This window comes from Spongorhabdus nitratireducens (assembly GCA_947387575.1).
GTDB lineage: Bacteria > Pseudomonadota > Gammaproteobacteria > Pseudomonadales > Endozoicomonadaceae > CANDOC01.
Genome location: CANDOC010000002.1, coordinates 413,728 through 430,043, shown reverse-complemented (window position 1 = coordinate 430,043; position 16,316 = coordinate 413,728). Strand labels below are relative to the sequence as shown.

At 49.7% G+C, this 16,316-nt stretch carries 17 protein-coding genes; 10 read left to right on the top strand and 7 right to left on the bottom strand.

The features are described 5' to 3' along the window. Window positions 1-50: 50 nt before the first annotated feature. The 6 genes from ACYZZ0_RS06520 to secB all read left to right on the top strand — a co-directional run bounded on the left by ACYZZ0_RS06520 (window position 51) and on the right by secB (window position 4,905). On the top strand, window positions 51-1,589 hold the full coding sequence (locus ACYZZ0_RS06520; protein ID WP_461535789.1) for an NAD(P)H-hydrate dehydratase: 1,539 nt from the start codon (window positions 51-53) through the stop codon (window positions 1,587-1,589). A gap of 73 nt (window positions 1,590-1,662) precedes the next feature. Next, entirely contained in the window at window positions 1,663-2,154 is a 492-nt protein-coding gene (tsaE, locus tag ACYZZ0_RS06515; RefSeq protein WP_461535788.1) for a tRNA (adenosine(37)-N6)-threonylcarbamoyltransferase complex ATPase subunit type 1 TsaE, read from the top strand. After that, window positions 2,151-3,533 carry an N-acetylmuramoyl-L-alanine amidase family protein gene (locus tag ACYZZ0_RS06510; protein WP_461535787.1) on the top strand — a complete coding sequence of 461 codons (1,383 nt, stop codon included), beginning with the start codon at window positions 2,151-2,153 and terminating at the stop codon, window positions 3,531-3,533. Before tsaE ends, ACYZZ0_RS06510 begins: the two co-directional genes overlap by 4 nt. Before the next feature lie 121 nt (window positions 3,534-3,654). Next, window positions 3,655-4,068, top strand: a complete 414-nt coding sequence (locus tag ACYZZ0_RS06505; RefSeq protein WP_461535786.1) for a rhodanese-like domain-containing protein — start codon at window positions 3,655-3,657, stop codon at window positions 4,066-4,068. Window positions 4,069-4,102: 34 nt separating this feature from the next. Then, window positions 4,103-4,363 (top strand): glutaredoxin 3, encoded by a 261-nt coding sequence (gene grxC / locus ACYZZ0_RS06500; RefSeq protein WP_461535785.1) that lies wholly within the window; start codon window positions 4,103-4,105, stop codon window positions 4,361-4,363. 83 nt (window positions 4,364-4,446) lie between these two features. Beyond that, window positions 4,447-4,905 carry a protein-export chaperone SecB gene (secB, locus tag ACYZZ0_RS06495; RefSeq protein WP_461535784.1) on the top strand — a complete coding sequence of 153 codons (459 nt, stop codon included), beginning with the start codon at window positions 4,447-4,449 and terminating at the stop codon, window positions 4,903-4,905. 94 nt (window positions 4,906-4,999) lie between these two features. On the opposite strand, the gene ACYZZ0_RS06490 is transcribed toward secB, so the two are convergent. Then, a complete protein-coding gene (locus ACYZZ0_RS06490; protein WP_461535783.1) occupies window positions 5,000-5,314 on the bottom strand; it encodes a high-potential iron-sulfur protein in 315 nt (104 codons plus the stop codon). Between the two features lie 105 nt (window positions 5,315-5,419). Between ACYZZ0_RS06490 and ACYZZ0_RS06485 the strand changes: the two genes are divergently transcribed. Both ACYZZ0_RS06485 and ACYZZ0_RS06480 read left to right on the top strand, forming a co-directional pair. Continuing rightward, complete coding sequence (locus tag ACYZZ0_RS06485; RefSeq protein ID WP_461535782.1) at window positions 5,420-5,908, top strand: SycD/LcrH family type III secretion system chaperone; 489 nt, start codon at window positions 5,420-5,422, stop codon at window positions 5,906-5,908. After that, window positions 5,908-7,110: a hypothetical protein gene (locus tag ACYZZ0_RS06480; protein WP_461535781.1), complete on the top strand. Its 1,203-nt coding sequence runs from the start codon at window positions 5,908-5,910 to the stop codon at window positions 7,108-7,110. The genes ACYZZ0_RS06485 and ACYZZ0_RS06480 overlap by 1 nt, the downstream gene beginning before the upstream one ends. A gap of 15 nt (window positions 7,111-7,125) precedes the next feature. Here ACYZZ0_RS06480 and trmL read toward each other — a convergent pair whose 3' ends face one another. Both trmL and ACYZZ0_RS06470 read right to left on the bottom strand, forming a co-directional pair. Further along, on the bottom strand, window positions 7,126-7,593 hold the full coding sequence (gene trmL, locus ACYZZ0_RS06475) for a tRNA (uridine(34)/cytosine(34)/5-carboxymethylaminomethyluridine(34)-2'-O)-methyltransferase TrmL (RefSeq protein WP_461535780.1): 468 nt from the start codon (window positions 7,591-7,593) through the stop codon (window positions 7,126-7,128). 84 nt (window positions 7,594-7,677) lie between these two features. Then, the gene (locus tag ACYZZ0_RS06470; RefSeq protein ID WP_461535779.1) at window positions 7,678-8,133 is read right to left on the bottom strand and encodes an RDD family protein; all 456 of its coding nucleotides are present in this window, start codon (window positions 8,131-8,133) and stop codon (window positions 7,678-7,680) included. A gap of 153 nt (window positions 8,134-8,286) precedes the next feature. Between ACYZZ0_RS06470 and ACYZZ0_RS06465 the strand changes: the two genes are divergently transcribed. Further along, window positions 8,287-9,855: a hypothetical protein gene (locus ACYZZ0_RS06465; RefSeq protein ID WP_461535778.1), complete on the top strand. Its 1,569-nt coding sequence runs from the start codon at window positions 8,287-8,289 to the stop codon at window positions 9,853-9,855. Here ACYZZ0_RS06465 and ntrC read toward each other — a convergent pair. The 3 genes from ntrC to ACYZZ0_RS06450 all read right to left on the bottom strand — a co-directional run bounded on the left by ntrC (window position 9,797) and on the right by ACYZZ0_RS06450 (window position 13,137). Further along, window positions 9,797-11,236, bottom strand: coding sequence for a nitrogen regulation protein NR(I) (gene ntrC / locus ACYZZ0_RS06460; protein WP_461535777.1), 1,440 nt, complete (start codon window positions 11,234-11,236; stop codon window positions 9,797-9,799). The two genes, ACYZZ0_RS06465 and ntrC, sit on opposite strands and share 59 nt — an antisense overlap. Next, on the bottom strand, window positions 11,223-12,338 hold the full coding sequence (glnL, locus tag ACYZZ0_RS06455; protein ID WP_461535776.1) for a nitrogen regulation protein NR(II): 1,116 nt from the start codon (window positions 12,336-12,338) through the stop codon (window positions 11,223-11,225). The genes ntrC and glnL overlap by 14 nt, the downstream gene beginning before the upstream one ends. Before the next feature lie 157 nt (window positions 12,339-12,495). Then, on the bottom strand, window positions 12,496-13,137 hold the full coding sequence (locus tag ACYZZ0_RS06450) for a DUF4124 domain-containing protein (protein ID WP_461535775.1): 642 nt from the start codon (window positions 13,135-13,137) through the stop codon (window positions 12,496-12,498). A 114-nt stretch (window positions 13,138-13,251) separates the two neighbouring features. Between ACYZZ0_RS06450 and ACYZZ0_RS06445 the strand changes: the two genes are divergently transcribed. Continuing rightward, window positions 13,252-14,532, top strand: a complete 1,281-nt coding sequence (locus ACYZZ0_RS06445; RefSeq protein WP_461535774.1) for an SGNH/GDSL hydrolase family protein — start codon at window positions 13,252-13,254, stop codon at window positions 14,530-14,532. Here the strand turns inward: ACYZZ0_RS06445 and glnA are convergent, their stop codons facing one another. Further along, window positions 14,533-15,939, bottom strand: a complete 1,407-nt coding sequence (glnA, locus tag ACYZZ0_RS06440; RefSeq protein ID WP_461535773.1) for a glutamate--ammonia ligase — start codon at window positions 15,937-15,939, stop codon at window positions 14,533-14,535. Window positions 15,940-16,316: the final 377 nt, after the last annotated feature.

Here is a 16,316-nt window from a genome sequence, read left to right as displayed (position 1 = left end):
TTCAGGGCGTCATCTCCGGCTCAGCTTTGTTTCCGGGAGGAACTGAAAATATGAGTGTCAGTTTATCACAGGGGCGATTGCCTGTATCTCTCTACCGGGCGGAGCAGGTGCGCCGGCTGGATCAGGCTGCAATCGAGGCAGAGGGAATTGATGGCTATACCCTGATGCAACGGGCGGGGCAGGCTGCTTTTGATGCACTGCTCAACCGCTGGCCGGACTTGTCCCGAACGGTGGGTATCCAGATCTTCTGTGGTGCCGGAAACAACGGCGGGGATGGTTATGTAGTTGCCCTGCTGGCACACAAACAACAAATCCCGGCCCGGGTTATCGCACTGGCTGACCCAGAAACACTGCAGGGTGAAGCCCTGCAGGCCTATCAGGACTGTGTTGCCGCTGGAGTTAAAACTGAGCTTTGGCATGACGAAATCGGTGTCAGTGGTGATGTGGTTGTGGATGCCATGCTGGGAACCGGGCTCAGTGGGCCGATTCGGGGTAATTACGCTGAGGCGATTCGCCGGATCAATATCAGCAACACACCGGTGCTGGCACTGGATATTCCTTCCGGCCTGAATGCTGATACCGGCGCTGAAGCCGGTCAGGCGGTGCGGGCGGATTTGACCATTACCTTTGTCGGTATGAAACAGGGGTTGCTGACGGGTGCCGGTCCGGCTGTTTGCGGTGAATTGCAATTTGCTGGTCTGGAAATAGCCGATAGGGTATACGAACAGGAACAACCGGCTGTACAGCGCCTGACTCACAATAACTTTGTGTCCTTGCTGCCACCGCGTGAGCGTATTGCCCACAAGGGTATGCACGGGCATGTGTTGGTGCTGGGCGGTAATCATGGTATGGCCGGTGCTGCGGTAATGGCGGCAGAAGCCGGGTTGGCGATAGGTGCAGGAAAAGTGACCGTCGGTACTCAGCCTGAGCACACCACGATCTTCAATATCCGTTGCCCTGAAATCATGGCCTATGGGCTGGATCAGCAGCTTGACCCGCTGGATAAGTTGTTGGCGGATAAACAGGCGCTGGTGGTCGGGCCCGGACTGGACAAGACCGACTGGTCGTTGCAAGTGCTGACCAAAGCGCTGGCAACAGAGATTCCGATGGTACTGGATGCGGATGCACTGAACCTGATTGCCGAACAGCCTGAACTGATCAGAAACTCAACAGCACCCAGAGTACTGACTCCTCATTCCGGTGAGGCGGCCCGACTGCTGAAATGCACTGCTGCAGAAGTAGAAGCCGATCGTATTGGTGCGGTGCGTGAAATGAAAGAGCGTTATGGCTCCTGTGTCATCCTGAAAGGTGCCGGTTCGCTGGTGACAGGGCCTTCCGGTATCCGGTTGTGTTGTCACGGTAATCCGGGAATGGCGGTTGCCGGCATGGGGGATGTCCTCAGCGGTATTGTCGGATCACTGCTGGCTCAGGGGCTGGAGCCGGAACAGGCAGCAGGTGTAGCGGTCTGGTTGCATGCCATGGCCGGTGATGAATGTGCGGCAGCGTCCGGTGAACGAGGCATGCGGGCCACAGATCTGGTACCGTATGCAAGAAAGCTTATTAACAAAATCAGCAGCGGCGGCTGGTAACGTTAAACGCGTGACAGCAGGTTTTGTGTCACACCGTCTGCCAATGTTGATACAGAATACAGACAGTTGAGATATGAAGCCTGAAGTCACTGCACTTTACCTTCCCGATGAACAGGCAATGGTACGGCTGGGGCGTGCTGTTGCCAAAGCCTGCGGTGGCCGCGGAATAATTTATTTACAGGGGGATCTGGGCGCTGGCAAAACCACGTTGTGTCGTGGTGTGATGCAGCAACTGGGTCATACCGGTGCGGTTAAAAGCCCTACTTACACGCTGGTGGAACCTTACGATCTGCCTCGTGGCTCTGCCTATCATTTTGACCTTTATCGTCTGGCTGATCCGGAAGAACTGGAGTTTCTCGGTGTTCGTGACTATCTCGAGCAGAATACGCTGTGCCTGATCGAGTGGCCCTGCCGGGGAGAAGGCTGTCTGCCACAGCCGGATCTGATTCTGACTCTTAAACCCCGGTTACCGGGAAGAGAAGCACGGCTGGAAGCCGGCTCTGCCCTGGGTGAGCGCGTTGTTATAGCCGTCCAGCAACAGGGAAGACAGCTGGAGGGGGAATGAAACGTCACATACTCGATCTTTTTGCGGCAAGGTCCTTTTTTCTTTTTTGTCTTAGCGTTCTGCTCTGCTATTCACTGTCCGTAGTTCCGGCCATTGCCGGAACGGTGAAGGATATCCGTATCTGGCAGTCTCCGGAGAAAACCCGGTTGGTGCTTGATTTAAGCAGCAGTGTGAAACATACCCTGTTTACCCTGGATAACCCCGGGCGGCTGGTGGTTGATCTGGATAAGACGACGTTCAAAGCCAATACGGGCAAACTGTCGTTGAAAGATACGCCGGTCAGTAATATACGCTGGGGCACCCGCAACAAATCTGACACCCGGGTTGTGCTTGATCTGCGTACGGCGGTTAGAGCCAACAGCTTTCTGCTACGTCCGAATGCGACTTATGGTCACCGTTTGGTGATCGATTTGTTTGACCAGCAACCAAAAAAGCAGCCGGTGAAACAGCCCAAGCCCGCATCTCCGCGAGGCAGGGAAGTTGTGATTGCGATTGATGCCGGCCACGGGGGCGAAGACCCTGGTGCTATCGGCCATCGCGGGGTGAAAGAAAAGCATGTCACCATGTCGATTGCCCGCAAGCTGGCTGAAAAAATCAATCGTGAACCGGGCTTTAAAGCCGTACTGATACGAACCGGTGACTATTACATCAAGCTTCGCCGAAGAACCCAGCTGGCGCGTGAGGCAAAAGCCGACCTGTTTATCTCGATCCATGCGGATGCCTTCAAAAACAAAAAGGCCCGGGGCGCTTCCATCTTTGTTTTGTCCAACCGCGGGGCAACGTCCGAGACGGCTCGCTGGTTGGCACAAAAGGAAAATAGCTCGGATTTGATTGGCGGTGAAGGTGGACTCAGTCTGGAGGACAAGGATGATGTGTTGGCAGAAGTACTGCTCGATTTATCCATGACTTCCACCCTGTCAGCCAGCATGGAGCTGGGTGATGACGTGCTGAAGAATATTGGCAAGTTTAATCGCCTGCATAAAAAAAGAGTGGAGCAAGCGGCATTCGTGGTCTTGAAATCGCCGGATATACCCTCAATGTTAGTGGAGGCTGGTTTTATCACGAACCCGGGTGAAGCCAAGAAGCTGAATACTCGCAGCCACCAGAACAAGGTGGCTGAAGCGATCTATTCTGCGGTACGGAATTACTTTACCGATCGCCCGCCGCCGGATTCATGGCTGGCCTGGGCCAAAGGACGGCGATTGGCAGGAAAGCCGGTGGGTACTGCACCGGGTATGCGACAGTACATTGTCAAAGCAGGAGATACCCTGTCAGCGATTGCCTTGCGCTATAACATTACGACGGCAAAGCTGGCGAAGGTGAACAAGATCAGATTATCTGACCCGATTCGAACCGGTCAGAAACTGATGATCCCCTGAGTTGCTGGTGAGGCAGAGAGTTGGCGGGGCATGTGCCGGGCTCGTGTGTTTCACACCGAGCTCAAGTATACTGCCCGATTTCGTTGTTTAGCGTTCAAGTCTGGCGGGAAGTCAAAAGCTAATGGAACAATTGATTGAATTCACCATAAACCACCCGATGCTGATTGGTGCGTTTGTGGTTCTGCTGATCGCACTGGTCGCGACTGAAGCACGCAAGGGTGGCAAGAGTGTCAGCGTGCATGAAGCGACCCGTCTGGTAAACCAGGACGGTGCTGTCTTTCTGGATGTTCGTGAGAAGAAAGACTTCAATACCGGCCATATGGTAGATGCCGTTAATATTCCGCTGGCTCGACTGAAAGAGCGTGCAGTGGAAATCGACAAGTACAAAACCAAGCCGGTTATTGTTGTCGATGCCATGGGTCAGCACTCTGGCTCTGCCGCCAAAATCCTGAAAGATGCCGGCTTTGAAAATGTTGTGCGTCTGAAAGGTGGTGTAAGCACCTGGCAGGCAGATAACCTGCCCCTGGTAAGTTAAAAGCTAAATTAAAACAACATCGGATACCCCAGGGATGAATGACGTTCAGATCTACAGTTCGGCCTATTGCCCTTTCTGCATCCGTGCAGAACAGCTGCTTCAAGCCAAGGGTGTTGAATACAAGCGCATTTCCGTCGATGGCGAACCTGAAGTCCGGCGCGAAATGACTGCAAAGGCAGGAAGAACGTCCGTGCCCCAGATCTGGATCGGCGAGCATCATGTGGGTGGTTGCGATGATCTCTACGCACTGGAAGCGCGTGGCGAGCTCGATACATTACTGACACCACAGGCCTGATACCGGCCGACCGGTAGCAGTGACTGGGTTGACTCACAGGGCTGGTTTTACTGGCTCGTTTATTACTGATTGAAGGAACCGAGATGGCCGAGAATCAGCAGCAACAGGGCCCGCAGTTTGCCCTGCAGCGTATTTATGTAAAGGATATTTCCTTTGAATCCCCGAAGGCTCCGGAAATCTTCCGCAAGGCATGGCAGCCGGAAGTTAAGCTGGACCTGAATACTGCTAACACTGATCTGGGCGATGATCTGCACGAAGTGGTACTGACCCTGACTGCAACTGTTGCCGGTGAAGGCGAGACCATGTTCATGGTTGAGATCAAGCAGGCGGGTATTTTCCTGGTTCAGGGTCTGGAAGACGCTGACAAGCACCGCACTCTGGGCGCTTTCTGCCCGAACATCCTGTTCCCTTACGCGCGTGAAGCGATCGACAGCATGGTTACCCGTGGCAGTTTCCCTCCGCTGCAGCTGGCTCCGGTTAACTTTGATGCCCTGTACGAGCAGGCGCGTCAGCAGGCCGAAGCTGAGCAGCAGCCTGCCTGATAGCTATTTTATAGCTGCATGTCGCTACATAATAGTCAGTTCTGATACTGATTATTGCGAGCCGGTATCCTTTCAGGGTACCGGCTTTTTTGTATCAGTTGGGCCTGGGAGCCCATGCCAGACACCAGCCTTTGGGCTTCACGGATTTGCCGGGGAAAATGCCACAGCCATTATTTCCGGGCTTGAACAGCAGACAGTTGGCACAGTCAGAACCTGGTTTGAAATTAGAGGGCTTGGGATCTGTCGCCTCTATATCATCTTTATACTGAAACTGGACCGCCATAGTGTCTGACTCTTGCAAAGGAATCAGTTGTTCCTCTGCGGCCTGAATACGACTGCTGAAAATGGCGGGCATAGCGGCAAGGGAGGCCAGGGCCGTTTTGATAAAACGCCGTCTGGATTGTCTCATGATCGATATCCTGTCTGGGTCTGGTCAAGGGGAAACAGGCCGGGACTACAGGCTACACTGTATAAGATAAGGATATTTCACCAGCCATGGCAACAGGGATCAGGGATGGCCGAGCCAACAGCCGCGTCAGAAAGCTACGATAATCCGCTGGAGGAATTTCTCGCCCGGGGCGGGACGCTGCAACAGTTGAATGGCATCAGCGATGAAGCCATGGAAGCCACCTACAGCATGGCACATGCTCATTATGAAAGTGGTAACTATGAGCAGGCCGCTGAAGCTTTCCAGTACCTCTGTTATCACGATCATGAAGAACCCCGCTATTTCATGGGGCTGGGTGCCTGCCAGCAAATGCTGAAAACCTATGGTCAGGCGGCAAAAACATTCTTCTATGTTGCCGGGTTGGATACGTCCGATCCGACCCCGCTGTTTGCCATGGTCGATATTTATCTGGCCTTGAGAAACTACGATAAGGCGCTGGCGGTTCTTGATGAGGCGCTGAAAGTCGCCGGAAAAGACAAGCGTTACTCCAACCATATTCTCAGAGGCACCATGCTGAAGAAGCGGATTGCTGAAGTGGCCGGGGGAGAAAGCTGATGGCCGGCCAGATAGGCAATAATCCACTCGACCGGATTCAGCAGCAACCTCAAACCCAGCCTGTTGATGGTACCCAGGCAAAAGATGTTAAACGGGTTGGCACCGGCTTTGGTGTTACTGACACCTCTTCCCTGAATGAACAGGGCAAGCTGCCCGTTGCTTTGCAGCCGAAACAGCTGAAGTTGGCGGCTCCTGCCCAGGAAGTTCTGAGGGAGGTCAAAGCTCAACATATTGACCAACAGTCAGCTCAGGGGCAGATTTCCAGAATCCATACTGATCTTGCGTTTGCAATGGCTGCGGTTGGCGAAGGACCTCTTGCAGAAAATGGACCAGTGGTAGAACGACTGGATAAGCTGGCATCGATTACGCTTGGGCTGGAGGGAGGAGATTCGGCAGCGCTAAAAGCCATTGGCAGCTCTGTGGCAGAAATCAAAAATTTGGCTCAGGCAGGGACACTGACAGAGGACAAACTACAAGAGCTGATGTCTGAGCTTAATGCCAGACTGCAGGACAATAGTGTCAAATTTAACGAAGAGACGATCAAGTCGGCCCAGGATGCCCGTCAACAGGCGCATGAAAAGACGCTGGCCAAGTATGAAAAACTGGCGGAACGGCGCAGTGTTTTTGACCTGAGCCATCTGTCTCCAGGAGAAAAAGCGGGTGCCATTCTTGGTTTTATTTTTGCTCCTGCCATTATTCCCGCGACATTAGCGATTGTTGAAGCTGCTCGCGGACCTATTGGGCCGCGTAATATTGATTTGTTACAACGATCATCCAACCCCGGTGCTCTGGCTGCGAAGCTGGGGCTTGAACTCCCCGGTAAACCTGCGTCAAAGAATGAAAGGGCGGCCAAAGCTTATGAGGGCTTTGAAGTCAGTCGTACCGGACTGTCTCATAACAAAATGATGAAACTGCTGGCTCAGCAGCAGCAAGCTGAAGAGCAAAAAGAAAAGCTGGAGAAAACCACGCTGGCCATGCAGGAGATACAGGCCGGAAACGTTCAGCAAGCTTCTGATTTAATGGGTCAGGATTTGGGCAGTGAGGTTGACCCGCTGAGTGGAGAACAACTGTCCTCCACTCAGGTAGCAGAAGGTCGTACAGAATTTTTTGGTACTGTAGAGAAAGTCGCTGGAGCGACTGCCACAGCACAAAAAGAGGCAACCGATACCCAAGCCCAGATTCAACGGTTTAACCGGGCCTGATTTTCGGTCACAGAATTATACTTTTCCGCCGGCGAATCCCATCTGGCGCCAGGCCTCGTAGGCCACAATCGATACTGTATTGGACAGATTCAGGCTGCGGCTGTCGGGGAGCATAGGTAGTCTCAATACCTGCTCTGGCGGCAGTGATTCAAGGATTTCCGCCGGGAGCCCCCGTGTTTCCGGGCCGAAAAGTAGCAAGTCTTCCGGCTGAAATGTGGCATCGGTATAACAGGTTGTCCCTTTGGTGCTCAAAGCATAAATCTTCCCACCCTTCATGCCCTGCTGTAGAACTTCATAGTTATCATGCAGCTTCAGATCGGCATATTCGTGATAATCCAGTCCGGCCCGCCGCATGCGCTTGTCATCAAGAGAAAAGCCCAATGGCTTTACCAGATGCAGCCGGAAGCCGGTGTTGGCACACAGGCGGATAACATTACCGGTATTGGGGGGAATCTCGGGTTGGTAGAGAGCGATATTGATCATGTGCGGCACAAGGGTGAAAACTTCAAACCCGCAAGCTTAGGGCAAAGCGGGCTTCAGCACCATCATACCGCCCGCAAAAGGTGGCTACTGGTTACGAATGACCAGTGTACCGGCCAGTTTGTCATGCCAGCCTTGTTTACGCTTATCGATAGCAATCCACAGAAAGCCCATAAACAAAGGCAGGAAAGAAGCGGTGTAGGCCAGCAGGCGGATAACAGCCTGCCGGGAAGAGGGTTTGCCCCCGGTTTTGGCATCTATGATTTGGGTTTTCATTGCGGTCTTGCCGGGTGTCGCTGCCTTGTAAATCCAGAACAGGGTGATGCAGAGTGAAGGGAGGATCCAGTCAATCAGCAGCCAGGCTATTCCGGCGTTGGTTGGGTCATTTTCGGGCAAAATGTAGTCATAGGTCAGTAGTGCAAGAGGGATTGTGATCAATAGAATCAGAATCATATCGACCAAAACAGCAGTCAGGCGGACCCAGAAACCGGCATATTTCCACTGATTGATTGTAGTCTCTGAAGTATGATGTCCGATCTCCATTTTCAGATTCCTTTCTGAATGAACTTGCTCATTATTTTTTAATATATACAAATTCAGTAGTGGTGTGTTATTGGATAATTATAAATTTTACTGAACCTGTAATACATAAAAGCAGTCAGTAGAAAATATAAAATAAATAGAATGATTTTTTAAATGATATCTATAAAAAAAGTTGTATTTAGAAATTTTGTCTTTTTGTCTGTTTTTGTTTCTTTTAATGCTTTAGGAGGAATTCTGGATTTTGTAGAAAACAGAGATGAAATTGAGCAAGAATTGGATGTATTAAATTCTGTTATTTCCGATGACCTTTTAGCTAAAATGGATGGAATATATGATTCGGATTTGTTTAAGAAACAGACTTTTATATATAACGGTATGCTGAAGCTTTATCTTGATGGATGTATAGATGATAAGCTGCTTCTTGATGCTTGGGTCCATGTAGAGTTAATGGATCAATTTGGTGCTATGGATAAATGCTCTCTTCCAGAAGTGCTCGGTTCAACCGGAGTAGACAGGGTAGACTTGACTGTTAATCACGAACTCAGAAAAAAGTACTTGATGAATATAGAGGGAAAAAGAGGTGGCGTATTTGCCACGAAGCTTCGAGAATCAATGGGTAAATCATCTGTTTATTTTTCTAGGGTTTTTCTTACCTCTCAAGAAAAAAGGCAGTTGTTATTAACAAGAGGTTCTGAAATAGGGCCTCAATATGAACGAATCTTTCACCTTAGACAGTGGATTATGCGTCGTGCAGACATGAATCCAGAGTTTTGTTCCTTCTTAGAAGATGATGGCATTATTCTATTGTCATCATACTTTTTTTTTCATGAAGTTCTGAAAAGTGAGCACAGTCATTATATTCGACCAGTGCCGGTCTTGGGAAAAACTAAAGCTGATCATTTGTTTGAGTTCAGGTGCCGGGGAAAACATCCGGTTATTCTATTTCACCCTTCAGTCTTGAATAATTTTCTGACACCTCATGATCGTTATTCTGGGGTCTTAGCTTGTACTCTGCATGACTGGTTTCATATTGATATTTTGAGATTTATTCCTGAAGCTCACAGAGCTATCTATCTCCATTTTGATATGATGGAAAGGGAACTTGATAAGCATTTGAGTCTTTTTCTTTGTGACCAGGGAAAAAGCTTTCCAGAAGCATTTAATAAGGGTCTGAGAGAAATAAGGCCAGATGTATTCAGCAATGGCATGTGGAACCCATTATTCCAGCTACATCTTTCGCAGCACTTGCTATCTGACTCTATGAGCCAGGAGAGGCTTCGTTCCTGGCTGGATCAGCAGTTTAGATATGAGTATGGATTTGAAAGCGATAATGAAGCAATGACTCGAGTATGGTTGACCCAAATGAAGCCCCTAGACTCTAGTGGAGAGGATAATCTGGTTGATTTTATTCGTATGCAGTTTTCAATATTCTGGTTGGCTCAATATCATCCGGCTGAGCTGATGACATTATTAAGAGCGATAGAGAATAGCCAAGAGTGTATTCATGAGCATAAATTGTTCTATGACTACCGGCGAATCGTCACTGTTCTTACAGGCGATAAAATCCGCTCTAAGCTAGCCTTGACCATCCAAAGCATCAAGTTCTGGCAACAACAGTCTAGTTGTTCCTCTGATGCAGGTCTGGAGTTTACTGCTGAACCCTTTAAGATACTGGGTCACTCTCCTCACTATACTCCTCTAGTTCCAGTCCAAGCTCCTTAATTTTTCGGGTTAAAGTATTCCGACCCCATCCGAGAAGCTCGGATGCATCGCGTTTTCGTCCTCCGGTATGAGCAAGTGCTGTTTCAATCATGATTTTTTCAAAAGTTGGCATTGCCTGTTTCAGGAGGCCTTTATCTCCCGATGCCAGTTGCTTATCTGCCCAAATCCTTAATGCCTGCTCCCAGTTGTCAAAAGTGACTTTATTGGTGTTTTGATCTAACAACTCCGGGGGGAGATCATCCGGTAACACCTCTCGACCAGAGGCCATTACCGTCATCCAGCGACAGGTATTTTCCAGCTGGCGAACATTGCCGGGCCAGTCGAGTCGGCGCATTAGAGTTTGGGTATCGGGGTGAATCTGCTTGGGCTCAACATCCAGCTCTTTTGCAGCTGAATCGAGAAAATGGCGCGTCAGCAGAGGAATATCTTCCTTGCGCTCACTGAGTCTTGGAATATGAACCCGAATCACATTCAGGCGGTGAAACAGATCTTCCCGGAACCGACCAGCATGAACCAGTTTTTCCAGGTTCTGGTGTGTTGCTGCGATGATACGAACATCCACCTGAACCGGAGTATGTCCCCCGACCCGATAGAATTCTCCGTCAGCCAGAACCCGTAACAGTCGGGTCTGGGTTTCGGCCGGCATATCGCCGATTTCATCCAGAAACAGGGTGCCGCCGTTGGCCTGCTCAAACCGCCCCCGTCGCTGCTGATTGGCGCCGGTAAATGCTCCCTTTTCATGACCAAATAGCTCAGATTCCATCAGGTCTTTCGGGATGGCGGCCATATTCAGGGCGATAAAGGGATTAGCTGAGCGTGGACTGTGACGATGGAGCGCGTGGGCGACAAGCTCCTTACCTGTACCAGACTCACCATTGATCAGCACTGTGATATTGGAGTGTGACAGTCGGCCTATAGCTCGAAACACTTCCTGCATCGCCGGAGCTTCACCAATAATTTCAGGTGAAGCTGTATTTTCAGGCGCGGGAGCACTTTGCTGCTTCTGCTCATGAACATGAGCTTGTGCCCGTTTTACTAAGCTGACAGCTTCGTCAATATCAAACGGCTTCGGCAGATATTCGAAAGCACCGCGCTGATAAGAAGAGACAGCACTGTCCAGATCGGAATGTGCGGTCATGATGATAACGGCAATATCCGGCCAGTGCTTGCCGATTTTCTCGAGCATGCTCAGACCATCGGTCCCAGGCATTCGGACATCCGAGATAATCACTTCCGGTTGAGTGTGCTCCAGCTCTGCCAGTGCCATATCACCACTCTCAAAGCTGGTGGATGGAATGCTATCCTGCTTTAGAGCGCGTTCCAGCACCCAGCGAATAGAGCGGTCGTCGTCGATGATCCAGACATTTTCAGTGCTGCTCATTCGGCTCTCCTGCTGAAATCTGCTCAAAAGGAAGATAAAGGGTAAAAGTGGTGTTGCCGGGCTCACTGCTACATTCAATCAGCCCCTGGTGCTGACCCATAATTGATTGAGCAATCGAGAGACCAAGACCGGATCCTTCAGCGCGACCGCTTATCATCGGGTAGAAAATACTTTCCTGCATATCTTCCGGGATGCCAGGGCCATTATCACAGATATCCAGTTGGCAAATCAGGCGATGAATCCGGCTCTCAATTGTAAACTGGCGGCGGATCCGGGTACGTAAGGTAACCTTGCCCTGGTTCAATGGCATGCTGCCGGATATTGCCTGGCAGGCATTGCGCACAACATTCAGTACGACCTGAATCAACTGTTCATTATCACCTGAAACCTCCGGTACGCTGGGATCATAATCCTGAAGGATCTGCAATTTGCCTTTGGTTTCCGCCAGAACCAACTGACGTACATGCTCCAGTACGGCGTGGATGTTGACAGGTTCCAGTCTGGGAGGATTCAGAGGCCCCAGCATGCGGTCTACCAGATTACGCAGTCGGTCGGCTTCACCAATAATAATATCGGTGAAGTCTTTCATCTCAGGATCAGGTAACTCTCTGGCCAGTAGCTGAGCGGCGCCACGGATACCGCCCAATGGATTCTTGATCTCATGAGCCATGCCCCGAATCAGGTTCTTGGCGGTTTCCCGGTTGGTTTTGAGGGCTTCTTCCCGACTGATCTTTTTGAGGCGATCAAGTTGCTGAAACTCGAGCAGAATACCTTCTTCAACTGGTGTAGCCGTGTAATCCAGTAATAGTCGGCGACCGTCATGGCACTCAAGATCCTTCTCGCGTCGGGTATAAGGCTGGCCTGTTTCCATAGCTTCCAGCAATCGGCTGTTTAGTGCACCGGAGCGAGATACCAGTTCGGTGATAGACAGGTTATGGCTACGTTGCTCACTGACTGCAAACAGCACTTCTGCGGCCGGATTCATGTATTTGACCTGCAGTGATGAACCGAGCATAACCACTGCTGTTGTCATGTTTTCCAGCAGAGAGGCTTCCCGTTGAATCTGCGATAGGCGTTGTTGCCCAGTCAGCCTTTCATGCATAGATAGCCTTTCATGTATCGCCAGCCCTTAAACCGCGGTCAATTGTATCTGTGATGTAACAAAGCAAGATGTAAGCCAGACAGATAAAATGTCTGAATTCAGGCGTTGGCCAAGAGGTGCGCCAGTACCAGTGCCCCAGTATAACTCATTCGGCGCACTATTTTGGTGCGCTTTGACCTGAATGAGCCTTGGGCCCCTGAGGAACTCTTGGTGCCTGTGGGGCAAGAGGGGGCGACAGTGAAGGAAAAGAACTTGTAGAGTCAGATGCTCTGTTCTGGTTCAGCAGGCTGGGGCGGTGGACATAAAATTTGACCTGAGCACTTTTAAGAACCTTTCCCTTGGCATTAATGACCTCTATCTGAGCTGAATAGGTACCCCGGCTCATATTCATAAGAGAATGACTGAGAGAACTGGAAGGCGGAGCCAGAAGTTTGCCGTTAAGCCTCCACCGGGCCTGATGTTCGGAATGTAAAGGTGGCTGTAGTACTGCTGAAAGAGTGACTTCACCTGAACCTCTGATGGTTGCTTCATTTGCCGGGGAAGTGATGGTCAGGTTTTTATATTTGATGCTGTGGGACGTGGCTATCTCCTGACGTTCAGGTCGATTTTCAATTTTGATTGCCGGGAGAACAGTTGGCTCTTTAAGCTGGACGGGTTCTACATCTACACCTGGCGGTGGGTCATCAGTGAATATGATATTGCCCTGAGCATCAGTTGTCTTATAAATAGTGGCATAGGCCATGAAGGGTAATAAAAAACAAATACCTGTAGTGAATAATATTTTTCTATGTACAGGCATAAAATGTTTCCCCGTAAATAAAATTTTACCTTCTGGTTCAAGAGTATCTATAAACAGGACAAATAACTATCTTCGTCTAGGCTTGGTATCAATAACAAGTTAGGGGAAGACAAGATGGGTAGTCGATGTAACCTATCCTGTTTTTGTGTTTTTTTATTCGTGTTTTTTATTTTTGACGTTTCTGTTGTCCATTCAAACACAAAAATTAATCGACTTATTCTTATCGGGGATAGTCTGGCTGATACAGGAAATACCTATCGCCTGACAAATTATTTGTCAGGGCAAAGTGAAGAAAAACCGAAGCATTTCTCCAGATACTATGAAAACCTGCGCTATTACCTGCTAAATATGATTGGCTATTTTATGAAGCCATTACCGCCCCAACCCTTCTATTATGAGGGTCGATTTAGTAATGGAAAAATCTCATGTGATCATACGGTAAGACTGTTAGGTCTTGATCCTGATCTTGAGGAGCACTTTCTGAATTTGGCATACGGCGGGAGTATGGTCATGCCATTAGGAGGAGCAGCGAAAGTGTGGGGGCGTGAGGCTTGTCGATGCAAGGCAGGCTTCTTCACCAGTGTGGCGAATCTGAGTGGTTTGTTCCTGGATGTTTGCACTGGGAAATGGTGGATGCTCCCGACAATGGTTGATATGTCCCAGTGTTGTTTGGACGCATTAGTGGGTGATCTGGATATAGAGCACACACTTGTTGTTGTTGGGAATGGCGGTAGTGATTATGTCAATCATATATGGTGCCCAAAAGAAGTTGTTAGCTATCAGGTAGATTTGATAGAAAAATTAATCGGGGCAGGTGTTAAACATATTGGATGGGGAACTATTCCTGATGCAAGGCGTGCTCCTTGCTTAAGGGGGCACAAGTCAGCTTCAGTCATTGGTGAACATGCTAGAAAACATAATGAAATGGTTAAGAAAAAGTTGGGAAAGCTAAGAGATGAAAATCAGGATGTTACATTTACGTTTGTTGATGGAGAATACTATTTAAATCTCTTATTAAATAACCATGATAAATTTGGTATTACGGAGATTGACAGGCCATATACAAATATAAATTTTGCTGACTGCAGCTGGTGTACAGGAGATGTGAAAATTCAGCATGCAACAGAAGAAAATGTTCACTATAAAAGTGGGCGTGCTGATGAGTACTTTTATTTTGATCCGATGCATCCTACAGAAAAAGTCCATCGCCTTGTTTCTGTCTTTTTTGGGTTTGCTCTGTTAGCTAATGGATATGATGTGAACGAACCATATCTGATTAAACTAATCAGGGATCTTAATATCGCTTCTCTTGCTGAACTATTTATAAAAAAGGCTCCCAACGTTAATTGGAAGCCCCATATTTCAAGAGTAATGGATCTTGCTCAGCCTGATTAATTACACACTGTAATACAGGTCAAACTCAGCCGGGTGAGTAGTCTGGCTAATCTGCAGGCACTCTTCGCGTTTCAGTTCGATGTAGGCATCGATCATATCGTCGGTGAATACGCTACCGGCGGTCAGGAACTCACGATCCTTATCCAGGCAAGCCAGTGCTTCTTCGAAGCTTTCGGCTACAGTCGGGATTTCCTTCGCTTCTTCAGCTGGCAGATCGTACAGATCCTTGTCAGCTGCATCGCCAGGATGGATCTTGTTCTTGATACCGTCCAGACCAGCCATCAGCAGTGCTGCAAAGGCCAGGTAAGGGTTGGCAGTTGGATCCGGGAAGCGGACTTCAACGCGACGGGCTTTCGGGCTGTTCACGTAAGGAATACGGATAGAAGCGGAACGGTTGCGGGCAGAGTAAGCCAGCATAACCGGTGCTTCGAAGCCCGGAATCAGACGCTTGTAAGCGTTGGTAGAAGCGTTGGTGAATGCATTCAGCGCCTTGGCGTGCTTGATAACACCGCCGATGTAGTACAGCGCCATTTCACTCAGACCGGCATAGCCGTCACCGGCAAACAGGTTGTTGCCGTCTTTGCTCAGGGACATGTGAACGTGCATGCCACTGCCGTTGTCACCTACCAGAGGCTTGGGCATGAAGGTCGCAGTCTTGCCGAAAGCGTGAGCAACGTTGTGAACACAGTACTTCAGGATCTGAACTTCGTCAGCCTTGGTGACCATAGTGTTAAAACGGGTACCGATTTCACACTGGCCGGCAGTACCTACTTCGTGGTGATGAACTTCAACGCCAACACCCATGGACTCCATGGCATTACACATGTTGGCACGCAGATCGTGCAGGGAATCAACCGGAGGAACGGGGAAATAGCCGCCTTTAACTTTTGGGCGGTGACCCATGTTGCCGTCCTGGAAGTGGCTGTCGGAAGACCATGCAGCTTCTTCAGAGTTGACGGTGTAGGAAGCACCGGAGATGTCCACATTCCATTTTACGTCGTCAAATACAAAGAATTCCGGCTCCGGGCCAAAGAATGCAGTGTCGGCGATGCCAGTGGACTTCAGGTATTCTTCTGCACGGTGTGCTACAGAACGGGGGTCACGCTCGTAACCCTGCATGGTGGCCGGCTCGATGATGTCGCAACGAACGATCAGGGTTTTTTCGTCAGTGAAAGGGTCGATTACGGAGGCTTTGTCGTCCGGCATCAGGATCATGTCGGATTCGTTGATGCCTTTCCAGCCCGCGATGGAGGAGCCGTCAAACATCTTGCCCAGTTCGAAGAATTCGCTATCGACTTCGCTCACAGGCATGGATACATGCTGCTCTTTACCGCGAGTGTCGGTGAAACGCAGATCAATCCACTTGACGTCGTGTTCCTTAATAAGCTTCAGCGTATTCTCTGACATTTATTGTTCCTCTCAGGAGCCAGCCGAGACTGCCCTATCTGGCAGCAACATGGCGAATGATTCAGGCGATTTCGCACTTTCCCAGAACAAAGCAAAGCCTGTGCCATATTTTCATCCCTGAAAGACGGCCTGTGGCGGCCCTTTTCATGAAAGTTGTGCACCTGTTTGGTGCAAAATAAAAAAGGGTGCGTTGGTATGGTGCGTTTCGATGCAGCGACATCGTATTTGCTGTTGTTATTTCAGCACCATCGTGGAGCAGGGAAGTGTCAATCCTGATATTCCGTTACTGCCCACAGGCGGGGATGAGTGTACAGGGTTTCGGTATTTCTTGCTCGGAAATTTCAGGCCAGCTCATGCTGTGCCTGAAGCCGGATAGA

Excerpts from the sequence above, each read along its gene's own strand:
- ACYZZ0_RS06445 (WP_461535774.1), top strand. The coding sequence starts at position 13,252 with ATGGGTAGTCGATGTAACCTATCCTGTTTTTGTGTTTTTTTATTCGTG.
- ACYZZ0_RS06505 (WP_461535786.1), top strand. The coding sequence starts at position 3,655 with ATGGAACAATTGATTGAATTCACCATAAACCACCCGATGCTGATTGGT.
- glnL (WP_461535776.1), bottom strand. The coding sequence starts at position 12,338 with ATGCATGAAAGGCTGACTGGGCAACAACGCCTATCGCAGATTCAACGG.
- ACYZZ0_RS06520 (WP_461535789.1), top strand. The coding sequence starts at position 51 with ATGAGTGTCAGTTTATCACAGGGGCGATTGCCTGTATCTCTCTACCGG.
- tsaE (WP_461535788.1), top strand. The coding sequence starts at position 1,663 with ATGAAGCCTGAAGTCACTGCACTTTACCTTCCCGATGAACAGGCAATG.
- ACYZZ0_RS06465 (WP_461535778.1), top strand. The coding sequence starts at position 8,287 with ATGATATCTATAAAAAAAGTTGTATTTAGAAATTTTGTCTTTTTGTCT.
- glnA (WP_461535773.1), bottom strand. The coding sequence starts at position 15,939 with ATGTCAGAGAATACGCTGAAGCTTATTAAGGAACACGACGTCAAGTGG.
- ACYZZ0_RS06490 (WP_461535783.1), bottom strand. The coding sequence starts at position 5,314 with ATGAGACAATCCAGACGGCGTTTTATCAAAACGGCCCTGGCCTCCCTT.
- ACYZZ0_RS06470 (WP_461535779.1), bottom strand. The coding sequence starts at position 8,133 with ATGGAGATCGGACATCATACTTCAGAGACTACAATCAATCAGTGGAAA.
- ACYZZ0_RS06480 (WP_461535781.1), top strand. The coding sequence starts at position 5,908 with ATGGCCGGCCAGATAGGCAATAATCCACTCGACCGGATTCAGCAGCAA.
- ACYZZ0_RS06485 (WP_461535782.1), top strand. The coding sequence starts at position 5,420 with ATGGCCGAGCCAACAGCCGCGTCAGAAAGCTACGATAATCCGCTGGAG.
- ntrC (WP_461535777.1), bottom strand. The coding sequence starts at position 11,236 with ATGAGCAGCACTGAAAATGTCTGGATCATCGACGACGACCGCTCTATT.
- trmL (WP_461535780.1), bottom strand. The coding sequence starts at position 7,593 with ATGATCAATATCGCTCTCTACCAACCCGAGATTCCCCCCAATACCGGT.
- ACYZZ0_RS06450 (WP_461535775.1), bottom strand. The coding sequence starts at position 13,137 with ATGCCTGTACATAGAAAAATATTATTCACTACAGGTATTTGTTTTTTA.
- ACYZZ0_RS06510 (WP_461535787.1), top strand. The coding sequence starts at position 2,151 with ATGAAACGTCACATACTCGATCTTTTTGCGGCAAGGTCCTTTTTTCTT.
- grxC (WP_461535785.1), top strand. The coding sequence starts at position 4,103 with ATGAATGACGTTCAGATCTACAGTTCGGCCTATTGCCCTTTCTGCATC.
- secB (WP_461535784.1), top strand. The coding sequence starts at position 4,447 with ATGGCCGAGAATCAGCAGCAACAGGGCCCGCAGTTTGCCCTGCAGCGT.